Raw genomic sequence first — 22667 nt, forward strand, 5'->3', positions numbered from 1 at the left:
ATTATAATGAGAACGTATCTTTATTTTTTTCTACTATTTCCTGTTTTTATCTCGGCTCAAATTAATGAGAGTGATACGCTTAAGTTAAAAGCCAATTTAGGCATAACAGGTTTTTTTCAAGGGGGCAATGTAGAAACAGTAATTTTTAGAACGACCTCTGAAGTGAGTTTTAAACCTTGGAAAAACTGGATTTTTAAGACCAGAAACTCGTATGTGTATCAAGAGTTTGGAAAGGAAAAAGCAGATGAAGATATATTAAGTTTAAACTTTTTATATATCAATCCAGAACGAAAATTCTATCCGCTATTTTTAGGTTTTGTAAGCACTAATTTTAGAAGGGAGATTGATTTACGCTACATTTATGGCGCAGGTGTTACTTATCAAGCGTGGCGTAAAAAAGACAACTGGCTTAAGTTCTCCATTTCTAGTGAATACGAACGTACTAATTTTTCAGAAACAGATTTTAACCGAAATAACTACGATGGTTTGCAAACCATAAGCACACTTCGCGGGACATTTTGGGTTAATGGAAAATATACGTTGTTTAAAAAGAAATTGATTTTAAATCATGTAAGCTATTTTCAACCTTCACTTGAGGAAAGCGATAATTTTAGATGGCAAGCAGATGTAGGTTTAGAGTTGCCCGTATGGGATTTTTTAAACTTTAAAATAAACTATCTTCACACTTATGAAAGTATAGTTATTGAAGGGCAGCAAAAGGAAGATCGGTTTTTAACCTTTGGTTTTACATTAAAAACCATAGATAACAAGAAGACAAAAAAAGCTGCGACTCAATCCAAGGCGACTGGTTCATAATCCAAAGGCAAAGTATTGGCAAATTTTTCAAATGACCAATAGCCCTCTAAGGTTACATCTAAAGGGTTTACCAAAATGCCGATTTTATCTAAAACAGCATCTTGTTTTAAAGGAATTATAGCTGAGGTCTGTGCAACAGGTGCTCTTGGTCTGCTAAATGCATCTCTTCGGATATATGCCAATTCCTCTTTCTCCCTGGTGTAAACCACCGAAATATTGTCCTTAAAACCGAGCACAGGTACACCATTTTTTGGAGATATGATGTCAGAAGCTTTCAATCCAGATTTGTAGAGGTAGTCTTTAAATTTGGGCAATCGCTGTTTTCGTATTACAACTAGGGCAGAATCCACAACCGTTTTTGGTGTGTCAATTTTTTTAGAATATGTTATGGTATTTCGAGATGCCTTTAACACTGCTCGGGCTTTCGCAATTTGTTCGTCAGTTGGTCGTTCTTCATTCGGCACTCTCCTAAATTGATTTACAATGAAACCGGCTTCATCCAATTCATCATTTAGGGCAGACTTATAAAAATGAATATTGGAGCCATTATAGGCTACTAATCTGTTTTCTGCCCATTGCTTTTGTTTGCGTTTCCCACCTTTAAGAGGTTTAAAAAACGCATAGCCCAAATAGGTTAAGTAGTTCTCTATGATTTCAAAATGAACTAATTCGTAACTAATTTCATAACCCAAAGCTTCATTTTTTATTTGCAAATTGCCTCGGGCATCTGCAGTAAAGGTATTGGTGGTATTATCATAATCAAAATGTAAAATTTTCGGGTTTTGAATGTCGCAGTTTTTGGAGAATTCTGTTTTCCCTAAAAAGGCATCCTTAAAGTATTTTAAATTATGATGCCAAATGTCATCATATACTGTTTTTTTGATAACCACTTCATCTAATTGACCGGGTTGTTCTTTCAGTTTAAAAATTAAACTATCGTTTACCGTTTCTGTATAAAAAGGATAATTCACCGTTTGATATCCCAGAAAAGAAATTATCAAATCGTAATGCCCAGATTCTACTTCTAAAGTGAATTCACCACGCGAGTTGGTGATGGTGCCAGTAGTAGTGTTATTTAGATAAACCGAAGCACCTTCAAGAGGTGATTCATTATCTAGTACCTTCCCTTTTATGGTGCGTTGTGCAAATATATTAAAGCATACAAGAAGCACAAGCATTGAGGCGAAAATATGTTGATTTAGGTGTTGCATGAGTGTTTAAGAAACAAAAAAAGGCAGTTTCAATATAAGAAAACTACCTTTTTAACATACCAAAATTTAAATAGTATTATTCCCCCAAAAACGGATAACGATAATCAGTAGGCGTTACGAAGGTTTCCTTTATCAATCTTGGGGATACCCAACGCAATAAGTTTTGTGCACTACCTGCTTTATCATTTGTACCTGATGCTCTTGCGCCTCCAAATGGTTGTTGGCCAACAACAGCACCAGTAGGTTTGTCATTGATGTAGAAATTACCTGCACTGTTTTGCAATGCTTCGGTTGCTTCTGTAATAGCATACCTGTCTTTTGCTAGTATGGCACCAGTTAAAGCATATTCACTTGTGTTGTCAACTAATTTCAAAGTTTCAGGATAAGCATCGTCTTCGTAAACATAAATTGTAATTACTGGACCAAAAAGTTCGGTACACATGGTTGTGTATTTTGGGTTTGTAGTAACTAGAACGGTAGGTTCAATAAAATACCCTTTGCTTTTATCGTAGTTGCCACCAATCAATACTTCTACATCAGTATCCGATTTTGCCTGGTCAATATAGTTTGCCAGTTTATCAAAGGATCCTTCATGAATTACAGCCGTGATAAAGTTGCTCATATCCTCGGGAGAACCCATTTTGAATGATTTGACGTCTTCTGCCAGAAAATCTTTTACCTCATTCCAAATGCTTTTTGCGATATAGGCTCTTGAGGCTGCACTACATTTTTGACCTTGAAACTCAAAAGCGCCACGAGAAATAACTGTTGCTACCTGTTTTGGGTTGGCTGATTTATGAGCAACAATAAAGTCCTTTCCGCCAGTTTCCCCGACAATTCTTGGATAGGTTTTGTAATTGTGAATGTTATTACCTATTTGTTTCCAAAGCTCTTTGAATACAAATGTTGAACCAGTAAAATGCAATCCTGAGAAATCTGGACTAGCCATTACGGTATTGGTAATCATTACAGGATCTCCAAACACCACATTAATAACACCTGGAGGTACACCGGCTTCTTCAAATACATCCATAATTACCTTAGCAGAATACACTTGACTGTCGCTAGGTTTCCAAACCACTACATTACCCATGAGCGCCATACAAGCTGGCAAATTTCCTGCAATTGCCGTAAAATTAAATGGTGTTACTGCATACGTAAAGCCTTCTAGCGGACGGTATTCCACGCGATTCCAAGCATCGCTTGTACTTTCTGGCTGTTCCATGTAAATATCCGCCATAAATTGCACGTTAAAACGTAAGAAATCTATCAACTCACAAGCCGCATCAATCTCTGCTTGATGAATCGTTTTAGATTGTGCAATCATGGTAGCGGCATTTATTTTTGCGCGATAAGGTCCAGCAATCAGTTCTGCCGCTTTTAAAAAGATACCTGCACGCTGTTCCCAAGGGATTTGGCTCCACGTTTTTCTGGCTTCTAAGGCAGTTACAATGGCATCATCAATATGTTTTTGATCCGCTAAATGGTAAGTGCCAACTACATGTTGGTGATCATGAGGCGGTGACATGGTTCTTGTGTTTCCTGTAGTAATGTTTTTGCCATTAATGTAAAGTGGGACATCAATTTTGCTATTAAACATCGCTTTGTAAGCCTCTAAAACGGCATTACGTTCTGGAGTTCCAGGAGCATAAGATTTTACAGGTTCATTAACTGCAATAGGTATATTAAAAAAGCCTTTTCCCATGATTTATTGGTTTTTGATAAAAATTTTTCAGTGAATTGGCTACAAATTTAGGAATTATTAAATTACAAAGTGTTACTTGTTTACCTTAAAATCGCGTTAAATTTTACAAACAGCAGTTCTTTTAATTATGATTTTATCTGGGATAGCTTGAATTAGATTTTATTTATTTTTTGTAAGTTGGCAGTTCCATAAGAGACTACTGTTTTTATGTGTACAGTTACAATTATCCCAAAGGGCAATAATGATTTTATTTTAACCTCAAATCGAGACGAAGCACCAAATCGTGTGTCTCTTGCTCCTGAGTTTTATACCATTGAAACTACCGAAGTGTTGTTTCCCAAAGACGAACTTTCTGGGGGTACTTGGATTGGGGTTAGTGAAAAAAAACGAGTAATTTGTGTGCTAAACGGGGCTTTTGAAATTCATGAGCGGAAAGCGTCCTACCGACTAAGTAGAGGTATTGTGGCCAAACATTTTATGACAGCCGATTCCCTTTTGGAATTAGTAGATTCTTATAATTTTGATGACATTGAGCCTTTTACCATTATTATAGCCGATTGGATAGAGAAGCTGAAATTCTACGAATTGGTATGGGACGGTATCAAGAAACATTTTAAGGAATTACCCTTAGAACCCAAAATCTGGTCTTCTTCTACATTGTATGATAGTGCCATGAGAGATGAACGCGAGCAGTGGTTTGAAGACTATAAAGCGGTACATGTTTTAGATTCTGATAGCATTTTGAGTTTTCACGAAACAGCCGGTGCAGGCAATTTGGATTATGGGGTTATCATGGACAGAGGTTTTGTGAAAACAACCAGTACCACTCAGATAGAGAAAAATGCAGATAGCTTAGAGATGCGTTATGAAAATTTCATAAGAAACGAAATAACGTCTAATACCTTTAAATTTCCTCAGGCGGTTAATGGATAATACAGGACTTATCATAACTATGGCATATCCTGAAACCATTGTGATGGTTGCTGATGAATGGTATTCTCCTTTTTTAAGGTATTTGGGTGTTGGTAAGAAAAACTATTTACGTGCAGGTCATGCAGCGTTGGTGTTGATAGATAAGTCAACAGGAATTTTAGAGTACCATGATTTTGGTCGGTATATTACACCAGAACCTAATGGTAGAGTCCGAGGAAAAGACACTGATAATGAGTTGGATTTCCCGTTAGTAGCTAAAATTGAAAATGAAACTATAACAAATCTCAATGAAATTCTAGAGTTTTTAGGTACACATCCAAAATTAACTCACGGTGAAGGAAAATTGGTAGCTTCAGTTTGTAATGCTGTGGATTATAAAAAAGCACGAACTCATATCACCGAAATGCAAAACAAGCATTTTATTCGCTACGCTGCGTTTATAAAAGATGCTTGCAATTGCGCACGTTTTGTAACCGATAGTTTGATTGCTTCGGTTACCGATGTTAAAATCAAGAAAGACTTGGTACAATCTAAATGGTTTACACCAAGTACTGTTGGAAATGTGTTACTTGCTGATACTGAAAATTACGTATATGAAGTCTCTGAAACGGGAGAAATTTCAGAATTTAAAGGTTCTCAAAAAAGTGAGAATGTACGGTACTTTTTAGATAAGCTAAATGGACATGAAGTAAATTTTGTAGGAACTTTAGAGCCAAAACCTAATGATGTTATAGAAGAACATGCGCAATGGTTATCGGGTATTGCTGCAGGTGCTTGGTTTGAACTACATAAAAATGGAAGTATTGAGGTTTACAGGTTTAGACGAATTTCGCCTTATGGAAACATCGATTGCGATGCTGTTTTTAGGGTTGATAATACTTCTTTTAATTATGACCTACCTTATGAGTTTGTGCATTACTCCAACTGCAAATTTTTTAATGTGAGGCAGCAAGAGCGGGTTTTTAGATTTGATAGATTGATTTGATTCAATAAGAATATGTCTTTAAAAAATCTAAAAACGCATCTGAGCGTGATACAAACCCATTGTCAATGACATAAAAAGACAGGAACAATAAGGCAAACCCAATAGCCATTCCTCTGTAATATGCTGAAAACCTAAAAAATAAAGTAGCTATTGCTACAATTGCCAATATTGGATATATACGCATTAGCAGTTTTCCAGCTTTGTTGTCATTGATATGCTTGGTCTCTTCTTTCACTATGCCGTCAGTTTTGGATTCTTGAAAAAGTGCAATACTCTCTTTTGCATGAGCGGATCTGCTATAAAGGATATAGCTTCCATAGCCTATTAGTATAAAAATTAGCAATCCTAAAGGGATTAATGCGCCTCTTAAGAATTCATTTTGGCTTTTGATAATACTTATAAAAACAACTAAAATGAGTACACCAAAAGCAATCATTATTTTGCCTTGTATCAGTTCGCTTTTTACCCATGTGTTTATGTATTCTATGAAGTCCATTTTTTCTTTTTGAATTACAGTTAACAATGCAAAATAGTACTACATAAAATTACACATAATCCATTAATTATATTGGGTTTATGGTGTTTTTGTTCTGAATAATCAACATGTTTTTCGAATGTTTCTTCTGCGTTAGGGATTGAACGGCATGTTTGAGCTCCTCGAAGAGAGCGAGTAGTGAAAGCCCGACCCTTGTGGTAACGCCCTAATTAATAGCGAAAGGTGCGCTTAACTTAAACGTTGGGATAGCTACTTGAAATTTTTTGGTGGTGGTAAAGTTTACCATATTGTAATGCCCTTGCATTGCTCCAAAAGGTGAGGTAAGCAAACAGCCAGAAGTGTAGGTGTGCGATTCTCCAGGTTTCAGCACTGGTTTTTTTCCAACAACGCCTTCGCCTGTTACGGTTTCTATGTTATTTAAAGCATCTAGAATTTCCCAATGGCGTGCGTATAGTTGCACAGAATCCTTACTTTGGTTCTCGATAGTAATGGTGTAACCAAAGGCGTACTGTATTTTATAGTTTTTATAAAACGTGCCCTCGAAAGTGGTTTCTACCGAAATTTTTATGCCTTTTGTTACCTGTTGAACCATGTTAAGGATTGATATACAATACTTTTGCGTGGCTAAAATAGGGATTTTTAAATTTTGAATGCCTAAAAAAGCGTTAAATACGGACTAATTGGTAATATTTGTCGATGAAACTTCATTAAAACCAATAATTCTGTCGTATCTGGCGCCTAAATCGCGGTAGTAGACCAATACTTTATAGTTGTTTTCGGTTTGCCAGAAGTTGCCGCTAATGCGCCCTTCATCCAGAGAGCCATCCGCATTTATAACTACATATTTATAATTGTAGAATCCTTGTTTGAGTTTAAAATGGCCTTTGTAGATTTTGCCTTCAGGGTAATATACCATTTTGTTATAATCGTCTAAAGCATAATTGTTATAGTTGCCATATACATAAATACTTTCGCCATTAAGCATTTCTGGGTATGCCAAGGAAAAATGTACTTCAACATAATCTGCCTCTACTGAAACATCATCACGATCTATAGCCGTTATTTTAAACTGTCCATTAATATCAGGGTTGTAGGTGTATGGCAATTCTGCTCTTGAGCGATTTGTAAACAAATAACTGTGATAAATATCATTAAGTTCAATGAATTGTACGCCCATAGAGGCGGCTCGTACATCCTTGGTTTCAAAAAACAAGTACTCGTTGCCTCCGGGAAATGCTGTTTCGTTAACATAGCGATAAATTAACTTATTGCCAATGGTGTATTGAGGTTTGATATCTTTTATAGCTGTATTTAAATTTCTGTTTTGAATGATTAGCGTATTAATAGTTTGAAGCGGATTGTTGATTTCTGATGTTGCAGAAATTTCAATATCTACCGTTTGCATATAGTCTATGGTTTGTACATCTCTTGATCGTTTTATACTGATCCCAGGGGTTACAATATCTTCGTAAATCATTAATTTTCTTGAGAACACTAAATTATCGTCTCTGTCAAAAATAGAAATGAGGTAGTTTCCCGAAACTGTTAGAGCTCGGGTTTGCTCATTAGGGATGGATAACCTGTAGTGCGAATATATTTGGAAGGTGTTGAAAGAGTTCCGATAGTCTTGAATCCTAAAGTTATCAACCCCTAAAAGAAATTCGGTTCGTACTAAAACGGACTCTGTCCAATCGTAGTCGTAGTGTTCAATTTTATAATAAAAATCGGGTTCATTGGTCACTAGGGCGTCAAATTCTAGATAAAATGTTTCGCCTAACTTTATAATGGGCAGTTCTCCTAAAGCACTGCTAGTGCTTTTGAAAGTAATGGATTTAATATAGTCGGGTGGGTTTACTTCTTCTACTTGAGCCTGAAGACTTAAGCAAAGTAAAAACATTCCAATGAGTACAGAAATTTTATAGCGCATGCAACACATTTTTGTAAATATAATCAAAATTGATGCCTAAAACTTCAGATAAGTTAATAGTAATAAAATTATACTAATTTTTTGTGGTAACTGCTTTTTAGTTCGTATTTTTGCACAGATTTTTTTTAGACAACTAATTTCAACAAAGAAAATATGTCAAACGACATTCGCATTAAGAAAGGTCTAGATATTAAACTTAAGGGTGAAGCTGAAAAAACTACTGATACAGCGGTTTTAAGCAACTTTTACGTTTTAAGACCTGAAGACTTCCACGGCGTTATTCCTAAATTAATTCACAAAGTTGGCACAAAAGTAAAAGCAGGAGAGCCTGTTTTTTATGACAAATCAAACGAAGATATAAAATTTGTTTCTCCAGTTTCTGGCGAAATTATTGAAATATCTCGTGGTGCTAAACGTAGAATTTTAGAAATAAAAATTCAAGCTGATAAAACACAAACGTATCAAGATAATGGAAAGTTTGATGTTGATGCTTCAACTGCAGAAGCGGTTAAAGCACATTTATTGGCTAGCGGATTATGGCCATTTATAAAGCAGAGACCTTATGATGTTATTGCTAGCCCTGAAAAAGCGCCAAAAGCGGTTTTTGTTTCAGGCTACGCAAGTGCACCATTAGCTGCAGACTTAGATTACACCTTACAAGGAAAAGAGGCTGAATTGCAAGCTGCAGTAGCGGCTTTAGGTAAGCTCACCGAAGGCGGAGTTCATGTTTCTGTTGGAAAAAACTCTAATTCACCTTTGGCTGGATTATCTGGTGTAACATTACACAAAGTTTCTGGGCCGCATCCAGCGGGTAATGTTGGTACTTTAATTAATAAGGTAGATCCTGTAAATAAGGGCGAAACAGTTTGGACGTTGAATGCTCAGGATTTGGTGATTATTGGAGAACTTTTGTTAACTGGAAAGTTTAATGCCGAACGTACTGTTGCGTTGGTAGGTTCTCAAGTGCAGTCTCCACGTTATTTCCTTACCAAAATTGGTGCTGAAGTTGCAACAATGATTTATGATAAGGGTGTTGAAAAAGACGCGAATGCACGTGTTATATCAGGAAATGTGTTATCTGGAAAAGAAATAAGACCTGATGGCTATTTAGATTTTTACAGTAACGTTATTTCCATCATTCCAGAAGGAGACGATTATGAATTCTTTGGGTGGAATAAACCTGTTTTTGATAAAGTTTCAACATCAAGAGCACTTACGTTCTCTTGGTTGAACCCAAATAAAAAATACGATCTTGATACAAATACCAATGGTGAGCATCGTGCATTTGTAATTACTGGTAATTACGAAGAGGTTTTTCCTTTGGATATTTACCCTATGCAGATTTTAAAAGCCTGTATGTACAAAGATTTAGACGAAATGGAAGCATTGGGTATGTATGAAGTGGCTCCAGAAGACTTTGCATTGACAGAGTTTGTTTGTGTGTCTAAACAACCACATCAAAAAATTATAAGAGAAGGTTTGGATTTAATGCTTAAAGAAATTGGATAAGCGGATATCTCATAATTTTAGATAGACAAGAAATAAAAATTTAGAAAAATGGGTTTAAAACAAAACTTACATAATTTTAAAGTAAAAAACCAAAACAAGAAGTGGTTGCCAGCATTTAATGCACTGTTTACATTCTTGTATACACCAAATGAAACCACACATAATGGTACACACATTAAGGCGGCTGATGACTTAAAGCGTACTATGAATACGGTTATTATAGCTTTAGTGCCATGTTTGATATTTGGTATGTTCAATGCAGGTTACCAACACTATTTGGCTTTAGGTGAGATTACGCAGGCTGAAGGTTTTCTTGGTGCATCATTTTGGACGCTTGATAACTTATTAGTTGGAGCAGCAACGGTATTGCCTTTAGTGGTTGTGTCTTATGGTGTTGGGTTAGCAGTGGAATTTGTTTTTGCTGTAATTAAGGGTCACGAAGTAGAAGAAGGCTATTTGGTAACAGGAATGTTAGTACCGCTTATAGTACCTGTTGATATTCCGTTATGGATGCTTGCCGTAGCTGTAATATTTGGAGTGGTAATTGGTAAAGAGGTATTTGGTGGTACTGGGATGAATATCCTAAACCCAGCATTAACCATTAGAGCTTTCTTGTTTTTTGCGTATCCAACTTGGATGTCTGGAGATAAGGTTTGGGTGCATGGTGCTGTAGAACGTGCTGGAACTCCCGATGCTATTTCAGGTGAAACACTACTTGGAGCGTATGCACAAAACACCTCATTAGCTGGTATTGATTATTGGGATATGTTCTGGGGATTAATTCCTGGTTCAGTTGGTGAAACTTCAAAATTCTTAATTATAATCGGGGCTTTATTCTTGATTTTTACCAAAGTGGGAAGCTGGAGAATTATCATTTCAACATTAATTGGCGCATTAGCAATGGGATTAATCTTCAATGGCGTTGTAGATGCGGGTTGGATAGGAGAGTCAAGTAAATTTTATGGATTAATGAGTGTTCCTTTCTGGCAACATTTAATTATAGGAAGTATTTTGTTCGGGGCAGTTTACATGGCGACAGACCCTGTTACTGCATCCCAAACCAACAAAGGTAAATGGATATATGGTTTCTTAATAGGTTTTATTTCTATTATGATTCGCGTATTTAATCCTGCCTACCCCGAAGGTGTATTTTTAGCCATTCTTTTAATGAATGTGTTTGCACCAACCATTGATCATTATGTGGTTCAAGGTAATGTTAAGAGAAGAATGAAACGTTTAAAAGCTAAAGTAGCATAAGTTATGAGTAATAAAACAGATTCTAACGTATATACGGTTTTGTTTGCCATCGGAATGGTGGTTGTAGTTGGGGCTTTGTTAGCATTTACAGCATCTTCCTTAAAAGAAAGGATTACTGAAAATAAGCGACTGGAAAAGCAACAGAATATCCTGTACGCTATGGGGGTTAACGAGAACGAAGGCAATAGTGCCAATTTTGTTTCTACTGAGAAAGCACCTGAATTATTTAACAAATACATCAAGAAGCAGTTGGTAATTACCGACGGTAATGTTGAAGAAAATGATAAGGCCTATTTAATTGATGTAAAAAAAGAGCAAGACAAAGCAAAGAGTGGTGGTGAAAGACAGTTGCCTTTATTTGTTGGTGAGAAAGACGGTAAAAATTTCTATATAGCTCCGATTTATGGAAAAGGACTTTGGGATGCTATTTGGGCCTATGTAGCCATGGATGAAAACATGGTAGTGCAAGGTGCTTATTTCGATCATAAAGGAGAAACACCCGGTTTAGGAGCTAATATTAAAGAACGTTTTTTTATGGACGATTTTTATGGTGAGCATCTACTAACAGAAGCTGGAGTGTTTAAAGGCATTAACGTTTCAAAGAGTAATGCTGATCCAACAAACGAAGATAAAACAGATCACGAAGTTGATGCTATAGCAGGAGCAACGATAACAGGAGATGGTGTTGCTGCCATGATAAAAAACGATTTAGCATTATACGTACCTTACTTTAAAACATTGAAATAATTATGGGCTTACTCTCAAAAAAAGACGCAGCATTAATTACAGATCCGTTAGCGGATAACAACCCAATTACTATTCAAGTACTTGGTATTTGTTCTGCATTGGCAATTACAGCACAGTTAAAAGCTTCTATTGTAATGGCAATTTCAGTATTGTTTGTAATGGGAGTTGGTAATGTGGTTATTTCGGCCATTAGAAATATCATTCCTTCAAAAATTAGAATTATTGTACAACTTACCGTGGTTGCAGCACTGGTAATTATAGTGGATCAAGTATTAAAGGCTTTCGCTTATGAGTTAAGTAAGGAGCTTTCGGTATTTGTTGGACTTATTATTACAAACTGTATCATCATGGGGCGTTTTGAGGCTTTTGCATTAGGTAACGGTTTATGGCGCTCTTTTTTAGACGGTATTGGTAATGCTCTAGGTTATGGTGTAATTCTTATAATTGTTGGATTTTTTAGAGAATTACTAGGTTCTGGAACTTTGTTAGGTTTCCCAGTACTGGGAGATCCTATTGCAAAAACAGGATTATACAGTATTGGATACGAAAACAATGGTTTTATGCTACTATCTCCAATGGCACTTATTGTGGTCGGAATCATTATATGGGTACAACGTACTAGAAACAAAGCATTAATAGAAGATTAAAACGAAGTGTTATCCTGAACTTGTTTTAGGATCTCAAACTCAAAACATATGGAACACGTAGAATTATTTTTCAAATCGATTTTTATAGATAACATGGTATTTGCCACATTCTTAGGAATGTGCTCATACCTTGCTGTTTCAAAAAAAGTAAGTACAGCTGTAGGTTTAGGAGCCGCAGTAATATTTGTATTGGCAATTACTGTACCCTTAAACTGGTTATTAGACCAATACATATTACAACCTGGCGCATTATCTTGGATAGGGCCAGAGTTTGCTGAATATGATTTAAGTTTCCTTTCATTCATTATGTTCATTGCAACTATAGCAACCATGGTGCAACTAGTGGAAATTGTAGTAGAGAAGTTTTCTCCTTCGCTATATAACTCTTTGGGTATTTTCTTGCCCTTAATTGCGGTTAACTGTGCAATTCTTGGTGGATCGCTCTTCATGCAGTCACGTGAAATTGCAACGCTCGGTTTAGCACTTAATTATGGAATTGGATCTGGAATTGGATGGTTCCTAGCTATATTGGCCATAGCCGCTATTCGTGAAAAAATTAGATATTCAAGTGTACCCCCTGCATTAAGAGGATTAGGAATTACGTTTATTATCACCGGTTTAATGGCAATTGGATTTATGAGTTTTGGAGGTATGCTAACTGGTGGTGATGAAGAGGCAGCTAAAGAGGAAAAAACGGTACAAATTGAGTCTGTTGAAGATTCTAAGGAAGATAAAATAGTAGCTAACAACATAAAAGTAAATGAGTAATATGATTTTAGCAATAGATTTTGGAGTTATAACTGCAACCGTAGTAGCGTTCTTGGTAGTTACGCTGTTGTTGGTAGCGCTATTATTGTTTGTAAAACAGAAACTGTCACCGTCTGGTCCTGTAAAGATTACAATTAATGGCGAAAAAGAAATTGAAGTAGATTCTGGAGGAACTCTATTGTCTACTTTAGGAGGTAATAAAATTTTCTTACCATCCGCTTGTGGTGGAGGTGGCACATGTATTCAGTGTGAATGTCATGTTTTAGAAGGAGGAGGAGAAGCGTTACCTACTGAAACACCTCACTTTTCAAGAAAAGAATTGCAAGAAGGAGCACGTTTAGCTTGCCAAGTTAAGGTAAAGCAGGATATGAACATTACCATTCCAGAGGAAGTGTTTGGTATTAAAAAATGGGAAGCTACTGTTGTACGTAATTATAACGTGGCATCCTTTATTAAGGAGTTTGTTGTTGAAATTCCTGAAGATATGGGATATAAAGCAGGTGGTTATATTCAAATTGAAATTCCGCCATGCGAGATAAAATATTCTGACATTGATATTACTGCACACCCTGAAGAGCACGAAACACCAGATAAATTTCAGGCAGAATGGGATAAGTTTGGACTTTGGCCTTTAGTGATGAAGAACAATGAAACTGTTGAAAGAGCATATTCTATGGCTTCATACCCTGCTGAAGGTCGTGAAATTATGCTAAATGTGCGTATTGCAACGCCACCATGGGATCGTGCTAAAAACGGTTGGATGGATGTAAATCCAGGTGTGGCATCATCTTATATTTTTGCTCAAAAGCCAGGTGATAAAGTAACAATTTCTGGGCCTTATGGCGAATTCTTTATTAACGAATCAGAGAGTGAAATGCTTTATGTAGGTGGTGGAGCAGGTATGGCGCCAATGCGTTCTCACTTATATCATTTATTCAAAACTGTAAAAACGGGAAGAAAAGTAACGTATTGGTATGGTGGACGTTCTAAGCGTGAATTGTTCTACATTGACCACTTTAAGTCATTAGAAAAAGATTTTCCGAATTTTAAGTTCTACATGGCACTTTCTGAACCATTGGAAGAAGATAACTGGAAAGTAAAAAAGGATATTAATGATGAGGAAGGTGATGGTTTTGTTGGTTTCATTCACAATTGTGTAATCGATAACTATTTAAATCATCATGAAGCACCAGAAGATATTGAATTGTACTTCTGTGGACCTCCGTTGATGAACAAAGCAGTTCAAAAAATGGGTGAAGATTTTGGTATTCCAGATGAACACATCAGATTTGATGACTTTGGAGGATAGATATTAATTTGTCATACTGAACATGTTTCAGTATTTTATAAAATGGAAAAACCAACTCAATTGAGTTGGTTTTTTTATATTTGAATCTTAAGTTTTTATGCTAAAGCATACTTCGGTTTATCATTTTCTACTTCAAACAACTTGGTATAATCCATAACGTTATTAATACCATCTAGTTCGCATAAAAAACGTATTACAGCGCATAAACCATTAAACAGTATGTCTTTATCCGTTGGGTTTTCAGGTTTTTTGTTTTGATGATGAAGTGGTGTTTGAAATCCACAAGCGTTTAAAAAGGTTTGCTCAATTTGAAGTAATTCCAATGGGGAATAGCCATTGAATTTTCGTCCCAAATTTTGGTGTACGCTACCAACATAATTCAATACTAAGCTACCATGACTATCTGAAAGATATTTCCAACTATCCTTATTATCCAAAATATTACCTACCGCACATTGTTGACAACATTCTGGGTTTAAGGTGTTGTTATGGAAAGCAGTGTATAATTTTTCTATAGCCGATTCTAGTCGTTGTGTGGTTTTCATAAGCTAAATTTTATTTTAAATTACTAAAATTATCAGTTTTATCTGTGAAATTACTCTTAAATTTTTACTCACGCCATACGAAGTTAAACAGGAAGACGTTTTCAAAGCATGAAGAAGGTATTACTATTTGCTCTTTTTGTGTTAGCCGTTATTTGTTTGGCTTGTTTTAAGATTAAGCCTGTCATGCGTGTATCAAATGCATTAATGTCCGAGGTAAAACCATCAGGACTTCTTAATAGGGATAGTCTAACGATTACTTCGAGAGTTAACGTTCCTAACGGGTACAAAAGGGTGGTATACCTAAAAAGGTCGTTTCAAGATTATCTACGAAATTATAAACTAAAACCCTTCGGCACAAAAATCATTAATTATGATGATACGGAATATTTCTGGCAAATGGGACATATTGGAGTTCTAGAAATTTCAGTGCCTAAAAACGGATTGCAACAGTGCGCAGATGCCTTAATACGAATAAGAAGTGAGTATCTATGGGACAATGATAGAAAAGAAGAGATAGGGTTTAATTTCACCAGTGGACATTATTGTTCATGGCAAAAATATGCAGAAGGTTACAGACCAAAAATTAAAGGAAACAAAGTCTCATTTCATAAAACATCAGCTGCAAATCATTCAAAAGAAAACTTCTATAAATATTTGAATTTAATTTACATGTATTCTGGTACATTGTCACTTTACAATGAACTTCCCAAAATAAATGACGCTAAAAATTTAAAGATTGGAGACATGCTGATAAAAGGAGGTTCACCTGGGCATATTGTAATGATTTGTGATGAGGCCGTAAATGCTCAGGGCGACAAAATATATTTACTTTTTCAAGGTAATACACCAGCTCAAAGCGTGCATTTGGTTAAAAACTTAGAGGATTCTAAACTATCACCCTGGTATCGCTTGGAAAAGGATGCAGTAATCCCCGTGTCTAATTACACATTTTTTGATTCTAAATTTGTTAGGTTTAAGTAATGCGTTTTGTTTTGCGTTTTCTCAAAATGAAATAAGCAGCTAAAACAATAAGAAATCCTACTATAAAGCACCAAATAATCCCGGAATTAGATTGTAGCTCTATAGGCGAGGTATCACCAATAAGTACTAAACCTGCCCAGTATTGTGGGGCTAGGGTTCTACCTTCAGCCTTTTCAATGTATTTTAATTTTGCTTTTTGAAGCGCCTCATCTTTAGGTAAACCTCTTTTTATATTCTGATAGAAGAATTCAATAATTTCAGAGCTGGATTTTTCATCTATTTTCCAAAGACTTGTTAATATGCTCTCGCTACCAGCATAATTAAAAGCATGCGCCAAAGAAATCATGCCTTCCCCAGCTTGATATGTTGGTTTCCCTGTTTCGCAAGCAGTTAAAATGGCAAGATTGGAGTTTAGGTTTTCATTGTAAATTTCATAGGTGTACAGTGAATTATCATCATCTGGACTGTTTTTTGCAAATATTAGACGAGAAAGCTCAGGAGACACATTATTGGATTCCGCATGTGTGCCAATGTGGATTATTTTATGCTCGTTCGCTTCATTCTTAAAAATTTGCTTGGAGGCATTTTGGTTTATAAAATAGTCTCCACCAAATAATCTGGAATATTCTTTTGCTAGGTCAACGCTAAATGGTTGGGGTAGTAGGCTCAAATAAGTTTTATCCAAGGATAGCGAGTCGGTTATACTTATACTATAATCCTGTTTCATTTTATTGCTAAACTCTGGTGCAAAGGCAATGAAGTCTTTGCTATAGTTAATGGTTTTGTCGTCACTACCGTAAAGCAAAAGGCTGTAATTATATGAAATATTATATTTTGCTAATAAACTGTTTGTTGACAAATCTTTGAGGTTGTTTATTTTAGAAGGTGTTAAGCTCTCAAAGCTTAAGTTGAATAATTCACCATCGGGAATTATCACCACATTTTTTGTTGTTATTTCGGGAGCAAAAGGTGCCCATATAGATTCGTAAAGCTTATATAGAGATTCTGATGTTTTTTTTACATCAGAATCATGATTGGATAGTATTGATATATATTCTTTTAGGCTTTTGGTTTTTAATTTGAACAGCTTTTTATCGGCTTTATGTATAACTGTTGTATATAAAGTATCACTAATATATAAGTAGCGTACGAAAGTGGTATGCTGCGGTATGTTTTTGTGAAGGCTATCCAAAGGTTCTTCAATAGTGGCGTACCGCATTTTATAATATTTAGGATACTTTTGTTTAAGGGAATCCAAAAACACACTCCATTGTGCATTAGCATTGAAAAATGTATCAATTGAGGCATTTGTACCATTTAGTGCAGAAGACATGTTATCCTTCAAAAGCTTTTCTCTATTAATAATAGTTTCTGGAACATCCGAAAATTTGATCTTTTTAAGGTTTAGCCTAGATCTTATTCTATTGTACAAACTAGATTCGTGAAGCCCAACGAGATTATCGAGATAAGTTTTATCTTTTGTTTTCCCATAAAGGTCAAGAAATAGTTGTTTTCTAAAATCTATTAATTTTTGATGATCGGTAAGTAGTGTTTCTAGGTCGGAAGGTGTTTTAATAATAGTTCTCTTTCGCCCCAAAATATCCAAAGCTTCTTTGGTTTGTTTCAATAAACTGTCTAGCCCAGATATGGTATGGTTTTGCTTTAAAAAATATTCAGATTTTGTTTTTATAAGTAGGGATATTGGTTTTCTAGTTTCGTTCTGAATAGAATCCAACAGATTGTTCATTTTTAGGTTTTTATTTTCAAAAAATTGCAATGCCTCATGACTGCGCTTTAGGGCATTTTTGTAGTCTCCAATAGTGAAATTTACTGATGCTAAGTTTTGTATTTGATAAAAACGAAGTAATTCATTTTTATATGATTTTTTTTTCGTGTAGTTATACCCCTCTTTGGCAAGAGATAAAGCCTTATTGTTCATGCCGATTTTGGCATAAAAATTAGACATTTCTACCAGTCCATCTAAGAATGTATTTGAGTATACGCCATTAAAGTTTTCCCTATACACGGCTTCACACATTTCATAATATATTTTGGCGTTTTCAAAATCTTCTATATTTTCATAAATTGAAGCTCTTACCAAATAAGCGTAACTCTTAGCGAATGGTATTTTATCAATATTCCCAATGCCCTTATCTGTTATTTTTCCTGCTTTGCCATAATTTCTAGCTATTAAGTGAAGGTGCCCAAGAATAAGTTGCGATATGGTGAGTGCGCTATCATCAGAGGGCAGTATTTTTTGTTTTTTTTCGTACGAATACGTTGCTAAACTTATGGCGCGCTCATTATCACCCACACCACGATAAAAACCAGCAAGATTATCAATACAGGCCAACCGTTTTTTTGTAGCTTTTAGTTTTTCGGCATCATCTTCAACCCTAGTGCTGTAGTTATGTATGTGCGTTATAGCCTCATGTAAAACCGTAATGGAATTTTGGGTTTTGCCAGTATTAAAATAGTTGAGAGCCATACTATTTTTAATAATTCCCTGCTTATATTCCTTTTTTAAATCAGATAAAGGTGACTTGTGTAAATATTTAAGAGACTTGTTAAAATAGTAATTTGAACTATCTAATTTTTGTAAGTTCTTTTGTGTTAATCCTAAAAGGTTAAAAGATTTATACTTTAATTCAGGTAGGTTGTTAGAATCCTTATCAAATTGCTTAATAATTTGATGAAGCGTTGATTCTGCGGCTTGTGTTTTTCTAGATTTGAAAAGACTATCAGCAAGATTGTATTTAATTTCTAAGGGGTTTTTATTGGACGAAATCGAATCATTTTGCGCATTAATTGTTGAAATACTTAATGTTAGAAGCACCAATAATACGCCTCTAATAATATGTAGTAATTTCATCATTTTAATTAATGTTTAATCGGTAAGCTTCAAAACAACTTCCTTTGCTTTGTCACTTTTACTTAGGCTAAGGTTCTTTTTAGCAAGTTCAAGGTTTCCAGCTTTTAAGTAAGCTAGCCCTAAATAGTAGTAAGCATCATCTAAAAATTTAAAATTATCAGGAGCTTCAACTGTACGCTCTAGAAAGGGAATGGCCTGGGCTTCTTTTCTGTTTGCCATATATGCAATACCTAAAAAATAATTTATGGTATCGTTTTCAGGTTTTTCTTCGGCTAAAACCGTCCATTTATCAATAGCATCTTGGTAATCACCATGTTTATAGTCAACCATAGCCTCATAAAAATCATAATTATTGGTACTGCTCATAGTTGTGGGTAGCCCTGGGTCTGGTTTAAAGTAATTGGCGTATAGTTTTTCATTTTGTGGCGTACTGAAAAACCAAATACTACCCACGGCAATAATGATGGCAGCAGCAGCAGCAATTCTACTATATCTTAGAAAACGAACTTTTTGTTCGGGAGAACGTTCTTTTGTTGTTGCTTTTGGGACATCTTCATGAAACTCATTTAACTGCTCCTTTAAAGATTGGGCTTCAATACCAAAAAGCATTGTTCGAACATCTTCAACCTGCGCTCTAAAGTCTTCGTCGAGATCTAACAGTCTATTAAAGTCTTTTAGCTCTGGAGTACTTAAAGTGCCGTTTAGGTAACGTTCTATTGTTTCTAATAATTCTTCTGATATGTTATCGTTCTCTTTCAATATGTGCTATTTTGAGGCTAAAACCATAGCCCTTAATTTCTGCATACATCTGTATTTTTTGTTGCGGGCTGTGTTTTCTTCTATATTTAATTCTTCTGAGATTTCTTTTAATGATTTCTTTTCGAAATAAAATGTTTTTAATAGTTGCTTGCAAGGTTGTCCTAAAATTTCAAAAGCGGTCATTGTCAACTTTAGTTTTTTATCTTCTACTTCATTATATGTGTCATCTGCTTTCACTGTTTTTAGGGTATCAGTATTTAATGGTTTAAAATCCTTAAATGATTTTGATCTTAAAACATCGGTCCATTTATTTTTGCAAATTCTGTATAAATAACCTTGTAAAGCGCTATCATTTTGTGGCGTAAACTTGTCTTGTTTTACGTGTGTCCAAACTGTAATAAATGCTTCTTGATAAATGTCTTTAGCATATACCGAAGAACCACTGTTTTTTAATACCAAAGCTTCAACTTTAGGGTAATTTGCTGTGTACAATTCTTTTAGTACCCCTGCGTCATTTGCTTTAATAGCCTCAATTAGTTGAGACTGACTTAATAAATGTATTGTTTTCCCCATGAATTAATAGCTAGAGGAAAGATACAATTATTTCATTTTTCTTCAAATACTACATTGCTAAATGGTTAATAATTTGGTTATACAGTATTCATAGCATTATGGTTTAATTCATTCTTTCATAATTTTCTGTTGCAACAATAGTACTTGTACTGTTATTTTCCAGAATGAGTGTGGTGCTATTTAAAGTTTTTATTTTTTGTGAAAATCCAGTTTTTTCTCCAAAATCATCATAGTAAAAAACAGTATTGTTTTCAACACTATAGCATGTTGGTATTACTGTAAGCTCGTTACAACCTGAGCCAGAATAGTTATCCCAGATGAATTGCGATTCAGTAACTGTTAATTTGGTTTTAAGGTCGCAATCTTCAATTAGTAATTGTCCATCTACAGAGGTTCCTGTGAATATCCAATCTCCTAGTATTTCAGGTACTGATGTATTGGTTTCTGGGCAGCTATTTTCTTCTTCCATAGTCTCATCATCACGTTTATTACAAGAATAATTTATTGTAATTGCAAAGATTAAAATGAGTGCAATAATTATCTGGCTTTTCATAATGATGATTTTTTACTTTACGTTAGGGTTATCTGGTTCTGGATCAAAAACATCGGGTGTGCCATCACCATCTCTATCCGAAAGTGAATCTCTATCTGGAAGCAATAGTTCAAAACTTATTGGGAAAAACACATTCATTGCTAAACTATCATATTCATTAATAGGACCAGCAGAAATAGAAACAGCAACTGAACTTCCAAAAGGCGTTGGAGAAACGGCTACTGTAATAATAGCCCTGGTATTCCCAAACCTGATGGCTCTAGCACTAAAAGTTCTTGTAATTCCACCAAAGTTTGCTGTTTGTGTTGGAGGAGCACAATCTACTACTGGTGTTCCGTTGAAGCCATATTCGTTCACCATTAAATCGTTTATAAAAAAGGCTCTAATATCATCTATGTTCGCAGTTCCAGAAAATGAAGTAATAGGGTAATACCTCCAAAAGACCTTGTTTTGTGGGTTATTATTTGACCTTCTCATGTCTACACCAAAAGCGGTATTTGGTATTGAAAGTGGAGTAACAGTGTAGTTTTGCGGTACTGTAAACCTTATATTTGTAAACACATCTGGATGATCAAAAGTGCCTTGTGGGTTTGGTACCATAGGGATACTTGTAAATGGTGCTGGAATTCCGTTGGCATAATCCCAATACACTGCTGTTGGCCCAGTAAGATTATTTGTAATACATTGTGTTTGTGGTGTTGCACCTGCAAAATTCACTGCGTCATTATCATTTGAATTACAGGATACTACTAGGATAATAATTGCTAAAAGGCTATATATCTTAAATGCTTTCATAATTCGTGCTTTTTTAAATTGATTCGTTTGTTTATAACATCGATTTGAGTTTAAAATGTCATCACTTTTAATTTTCAATAGTGTATTGTGTCCAATCTTGATTATTTATAGAATTGTCTACATTCGGATTATAGAGTGAATTGTCCGTGCCTATATATTCGTTGTTTTGGTTCATCCAGTAATAGTTGTTTTGCCCTTCAACATAATATTGTTGACCAGTATTAGGACTAGAAACGGTTGTGCGTTCCCAAATACCATTGTTTATAGATTTTGAATGACCCGCATCGTTCATATTATTTCTGCGTTTCCAACTTTCAAAACTGCTGTCTGAAATTGAGCTGTATGTATTACCAAGATTTCTACTGGCTTGCCCTTGGGCATTAGTTGCAGCCATTCGTTGTTGGTGTTGTGCAGCCCCTTGTCTGGATTTTTGCGAATAAAAGTTATTATTGGTTTGTACCCATTGTGGATTAATTTGAAAATTTACAAGTGAATTGATAAATGCTTTTTTAGCGCTTTCGTATTTGTGCTCAGGAGCTCCCATAGCATTTAGAGTATAGCCCCAATCCATTCCGCCAGCAGTTGGATAATGATTAGTAAAATAGCGGATAATACCAATAGATTTATCGCCATTTTTATCTACCCATTCTGTTGCGATACATTGAAATTGTTTATTTTCTGGGATGCCTTTAAACAAGTAACTATCAAAGCGCTTATCAAATTGAGCTAAGGCAGGCAGTGGAAATTGATTTACTAATTTTAGTCCTTGAGATTTCGCATGTGGTAAAATATCTTCTTGAATTACCCTACTTATGTTTTTTACTGGAGCAACTGGTCTGCCACTTTGTTGGTTCATGTAATTTAGTTGTTGGTTGTTGGAAAAAAAGTAAGAGATAAATCGTTCTCCATATACTTTCACACCATCTTCAGACTCAAATAAAATACCGTCTTTATTTTTTTGTTTCACCATCCAGTCTTTTGGAATAGGCATTACACCAACAGGCAAGTTAAATTGTTTGCTCATCACCTTATAGCCCTTTAAGCTGCGATTAGTGTTTTGTGACCTCTCAGGTTTGGGTTCATTAAATTCAGCTGAAATATCTTCTTCAAAAATATCTTCGGAATCATAGTCAAATTCAGCAAAGTTATCGTTGTGCTTCTGGGATTGTCCGCAGGAAAAGAATAGTAAAATTAACATACTTAAGCAATACATCAAAGGTTTCATAATAAGGGTATTTAATAAGGTTTAACAAACATTTATATCATTACATCGAAAGTG

The 22667-nt window shown here is 35.2% G+C and carries 22 protein-coding genes; 10 read left to right on the forward strand and 12 right to left on the reverse strand.

The features are described from left to right. Window positions 1-6 precede the first annotated feature (6 nt). Window positions 7-816 carry a DUF481 domain-containing protein gene (locus EYD45_RS04230; RefSeq protein ID WP_130963109.1) on the forward strand — a complete coding sequence of 270 codons (810 nt, stop codon included), beginning with the start codon at window positions 7-9 and terminating at the stop codon, window positions 814-816. Here the strand turns inward: EYD45_RS04230 and EYD45_RS04235 are convergent. Together EYD45_RS04235 and pruA are read right to left on the reverse strand one after the other, a co-directional pair. Then, window positions 792-2027, reverse strand: a complete 1236-nt coding sequence (locus EYD45_RS04235) for a carboxypeptidase-like regulatory domain-containing protein (protein ID WP_130963110.1) — start codon at window positions 2025-2027, stop codon at window positions 792-794. The two genes, EYD45_RS04230 and EYD45_RS04235, sit on opposite strands and share 25 nt — an antisense overlap. A 76-nt stretch (window positions 2028-2103) precedes the next feature. Next, the gene (pruA, locus tag EYD45_RS04240; RefSeq protein ID WP_130963111.1) at window positions 2104-3732 is read right to left on the reverse strand and encodes an L-glutamate gamma-semialdehyde dehydrogenase; all 1629 of its coding nucleotides are present in this window, start codon (window positions 3730-3732) and stop codon (window positions 2104-2106) included. A gap of 207 nt (window positions 3733-3939) precedes the next feature. On the opposite strand from pruA, the gene EYD45_RS04245 reads away from it, so the two are divergent. Then, a complete protein-coding gene (locus EYD45_RS04245; RefSeq protein WP_130963112.1) occupies window positions 3940-4665 on the forward strand; it encodes an NRDE family protein in 726 nt (241 codons plus the stop codon). Continuing rightward, complete coding sequence (locus EYD45_RS04250) at window positions 4658-5650, forward strand: DUF6695 family protein (protein WP_130963113.1); 993 nt, start codon at window positions 4658-4660, stop codon at window positions 5648-5650. The genes EYD45_RS04245 and EYD45_RS04250 overlap by 8 nt, the downstream gene beginning before the upstream one ends. Before the next feature lies 1 nt (window position 5651). On the opposite strand, the gene EYD45_RS04255 is transcribed toward EYD45_RS04250, so the two are convergent. The 3 genes from EYD45_RS04255 to EYD45_RS04265 all read right to left on the reverse strand — a co-directional run bounded on the left by EYD45_RS04255 (window position 5652) and on the right by EYD45_RS04265 (window position 8073). Further along, complete coding sequence (locus EYD45_RS04255) at window positions 5652-6146, reverse strand: hypothetical protein (protein ID WP_130963114.1); 495 nt, start codon at window positions 6144-6146, stop codon at window positions 5652-5654. Window positions 6147-6351: 205 nt separating this feature from the next. Further along, window positions 6352-6738 carry a Co2+/Mg2+ efflux protein ApaG gene (gene apaG, locus EYD45_RS04260; protein WP_130963115.1) on the reverse strand — a complete coding sequence of 129 codons (387 nt, stop codon included), beginning with the start codon at window positions 6736-6738 and terminating at the stop codon, window positions 6352-6354. A gap of 84 nt (window positions 6739-6822) precedes the next feature. Further along, window positions 6823-8073, reverse strand: a complete 1251-nt coding sequence (locus tag EYD45_RS04265; protein WP_130963116.1) for a type IX secretion system plug protein — start codon at window positions 8071-8073, stop codon at window positions 6823-6825. Between the two features lie 153 nt (window positions 8074-8226). Here EYD45_RS04265 and EYD45_RS04270 point away from each other — a divergent pair, with 153 nt between their 5' ends. From EYD45_RS04270 to nqrF, 6 genes are read left to right on the forward strand one after another with little or no spacing between them, the layout of a single operon-like run. Further along, the gene (locus EYD45_RS04270) at window positions 8227-9582 is read left to right on the forward strand and encodes a Na(+)-translocating NADH-quinone reductase subunit A (protein WP_130963117.1); all 1356 of its coding nucleotides are present in this window, start codon (window positions 8227-8229) and stop codon (window positions 9580-9582) included. A 48-nt stretch (window positions 9583-9630) separates the two neighbouring features. Continuing rightward, a complete protein-coding gene (locus EYD45_RS04275) occupies window positions 9631-10839 on the forward strand; it encodes an NADH:ubiquinone reductase (Na(+)-transporting) subunit B (protein WP_130963118.1) in 1209 nt (402 codons plus the stop codon). A 3-nt stretch (window positions 10840-10842) separates the two neighbouring features. After that, window positions 10843-11586, forward strand: a complete 744-nt coding sequence (locus tag EYD45_RS04280) for a Na(+)-translocating NADH-quinone reductase subunit C (protein ID WP_130963119.1) — start codon at window positions 10843-10845, stop codon at window positions 11584-11586. Window positions 11587-11588: 2 nt separating this feature from the next. Then, window positions 11589-12233, forward strand: a complete 645-nt coding sequence (locus EYD45_RS04285; RefSeq protein WP_130963120.1) for an NADH:ubiquinone reductase (Na(+)-transporting) subunit D — start codon at window positions 11589-11591, stop codon at window positions 12231-12233. 48 nt (window positions 12234-12281) lie between these two features. Then, the gene (nqrE, locus tag EYD45_RS04290) at window positions 12282-13001 is read left to right on the forward strand and encodes an NADH:ubiquinone reductase (Na(+)-transporting) subunit E (protein WP_130963121.1); all 720 of its coding nucleotides are present in this window, start codon (window positions 12282-12284) and stop codon (window positions 12999-13001) included. Window position 13002: 1 nt separating this feature from the next. Next, window positions 13003-14310, forward strand: a complete 1308-nt coding sequence (gene nqrF / locus EYD45_RS04295; RefSeq protein WP_130963122.1) for an NADH:ubiquinone reductase (Na(+)-transporting) subunit F — start codon at window positions 13003-13005, stop codon at window positions 14308-14310. 95 nt (window positions 14311-14405) lie between these two features. Here the strand turns inward: nqrF and EYD45_RS04300 are convergent, their stop codons facing one another. Further along, window positions 14406-14855 carry a Na(+)-translocating NADH-quinone reductase subunit F gene (locus EYD45_RS04300; protein WP_130963123.1) on the reverse strand — a complete coding sequence of 150 codons (450 nt, stop codon included), beginning with the start codon at window positions 14853-14855 and terminating at the stop codon, window positions 14406-14408. Window positions 14856-14963: 108 nt separating this feature from the next. On the opposite strand from EYD45_RS04300, the gene EYD45_RS04305 reads away from it, so the two are divergent. Further along, window positions 14964-15836: a DUF4846 domain-containing protein gene (locus tag EYD45_RS04305; RefSeq protein WP_130963124.1), complete on the forward strand. Its 873-nt coding sequence runs from the start codon at window positions 14964-14966 to the stop codon at window positions 15834-15836. Here EYD45_RS04305 and EYD45_RS04310 read toward each other — a convergent pair. The 6 genes from EYD45_RS04310 to EYD45_RS04335 all read right to left on the reverse strand — a co-directional run bounded on the left by EYD45_RS04310 (window position 15829) and on the right by EYD45_RS04335 (window position 22613). Then, entirely contained in the window at window positions 15829-18711 is a 2883-nt protein-coding gene (locus EYD45_RS04310; RefSeq protein ID WP_130963125.1) for a CHAT domain-containing protein, read from the reverse strand. The genes EYD45_RS04305 and EYD45_RS04310 overlap by 8 nt on opposite strands. A 12-nt stretch (window positions 18712-18723) precedes the next feature. Beyond that, window positions 18724-19467, reverse strand: coding sequence for a tetratricopeptide repeat protein (locus EYD45_RS04315; RefSeq protein ID WP_130963126.1), 744 nt, complete (start codon window positions 19465-19467; stop codon window positions 18724-18726). Window positions 19468-19473: 6 nt separating this feature from the next. After that, window positions 19474-20040 (reverse strand): RNA polymerase sigma factor, encoded by a 567-nt coding sequence (locus EYD45_RS04320; protein ID WP_130963127.1) that lies wholly within the window; start codon window positions 20038-20040, stop codon window positions 19474-19476. A 103-nt stretch (window positions 20041-20143) separates the two neighbouring features. Further along, the gene (locus tag EYD45_RS04325) at window positions 20144-20593 is read right to left on the reverse strand and encodes a hypothetical protein (RefSeq protein WP_130963128.1); all 450 of its coding nucleotides are present in this window, start codon (window positions 20591-20593) and stop codon (window positions 20144-20146) included. Window positions 20594-20605: 12 nt separating this feature from the next. Then, window positions 20606-21388, reverse strand: coding sequence for a hypothetical protein (locus tag EYD45_RS04330; protein ID WP_130963129.1), 783 nt, complete (start codon window positions 21386-21388; stop codon window positions 20606-20608). 67 nt (window positions 21389-21455) lie between these two features. Then, on the reverse strand, window positions 21456-22613 hold the full coding sequence (locus tag EYD45_RS04335; RefSeq protein ID WP_130963130.1) for a hypothetical protein: 1158 nt from the start codon (window positions 22611-22613) through the stop codon (window positions 21456-21458). Window positions 22614-22667 lie beyond the last annotated feature (54 nt).

Origin of the sequence: Hyunsoonleella flava (assembly GCF_004310325.1) — a bacterium.
Taxonomy (GTDB): domain Bacteria; phylum Bacteroidota; class Bacteroidia; order Flavobacteriales; family Flavobacteriaceae; genus Jejuia; species Jejuia flava.

Excerpts from the sequence above, each read along its gene's own strand:
- EYD45_RS04230 (WP_130963109.1), top strand. The coding sequence starts at position 7 with ATGAGAACGTATCTTTATTTTTTTCTACTATTTCCTGTTTTTATCTCG.
- EYD45_RS04235 (WP_130963110.1), bottom strand. The coding sequence starts at position 2,027 with ATGCAACACCTAAATCAACATATTTTCGCCTCAATGCTTGTGCTTCTT.
- pruA (WP_130963111.1), bottom strand. The coding sequence starts at position 3,732 with ATGGGAAAAGGCTTTTTTAATATACCTATTGCAGTTAATGAACCTGTA.
- EYD45_RS04245 (WP_130963112.1), top strand. The coding sequence starts at position 3,940 with ATGTGTACAGTTACAATTATCCCAAAGGGCAATAATGATTTTATTTTA.
- EYD45_RS04250 (WP_130963113.1), top strand. The coding sequence starts at position 4,658 with ATGGATAATACAGGACTTATCATAACTATGGCATATCCTGAAACCATT.
- EYD45_RS04255 (WP_130963114.1), bottom strand. The coding sequence starts at position 6,146 with ATGGACTTCATAGAATACATAAACACATGGGTAAAAAGCGAACTGATA.
- apaG (WP_130963115.1), bottom strand. The coding sequence starts at position 6,738 with ATGGTTCAACAGGTAACAAAAGGCATAAAAATTTCGGTAGAAACCACT.
- EYD45_RS04265 (WP_130963116.1), bottom strand. The coding sequence starts at position 8,073 with ATGCGCTATAAAATTTCTGTACTCATTGGAATGTTTTTACTTTGCTTA.
- EYD45_RS04270 (WP_130963117.1), top strand. The coding sequence starts at position 8,227 with ATGTCAAACGACATTCGCATTAAGAAAGGTCTAGATATTAAACTTAAG.
- EYD45_RS04275 (WP_130963118.1), top strand. The coding sequence starts at position 9,631 with ATGGGTTTAAAACAAAACTTACATAATTTTAAAGTAAAAAACCAAAAC.
- EYD45_RS04280 (WP_130963119.1), top strand. The coding sequence starts at position 10,843 with ATGAGTAATAAAACAGATTCTAACGTATATACGGTTTTGTTTGCCATC.
- EYD45_RS04285 (WP_130963120.1), top strand. The coding sequence starts at position 11,589 with ATGGGCTTACTCTCAAAAAAAGACGCAGCATTAATTACAGATCCGTTA.
- nqrE (WP_130963121.1), top strand. The coding sequence starts at position 12,282 with ATGGAACACGTAGAATTATTTTTCAAATCGATTTTTATAGATAACATG.
- nqrF (WP_130963122.1), top strand. The coding sequence starts at position 13,003 with ATGATTTTAGCAATAGATTTTGGAGTTATAACTGCAACCGTAGTAGCG.
- EYD45_RS04300 (WP_130963123.1), bottom strand. The coding sequence starts at position 14,855 with ATGAAAACCACACAACGACTAGAATCGGCTATAGAAAAATTATACACT.
- EYD45_RS04305 (WP_130963124.1), top strand. The coding sequence starts at position 14,964 with ATGAAGAAGGTATTACTATTTGCTCTTTTTGTGTTAGCCGTTATTTGT.
- EYD45_RS04310 (WP_130963125.1), bottom strand. The coding sequence starts at position 18,711 with ATGATGAAATTACTACATATTATTAGAGGCGTATTATTGGTGCTTCTA.
- EYD45_RS04320 (WP_130963127.1), bottom strand. The coding sequence starts at position 20,040 with ATGGGGAAAACAATACATTTATTAAGTCAGTCTCAACTAATTGAGGCT.
- EYD45_RS04325 (WP_130963128.1), bottom strand. The coding sequence starts at position 20,593 with ATGAAAAGCCAGATAATTATTGCACTCATTTTAATCTTTGCAATTACA.
- EYD45_RS04330 (WP_130963129.1), bottom strand. The coding sequence starts at position 21,388 with ATGAAAGCATTTAAGATATATAGCCTTTTAGCAATTATTATCCTAGTA.
- EYD45_RS04335 (WP_130963130.1), bottom strand. The coding sequence starts at position 22,613 with ATGAAACCTTTGATGTATTGCTTAAGTATGTTAATTTTACTATTCTTT.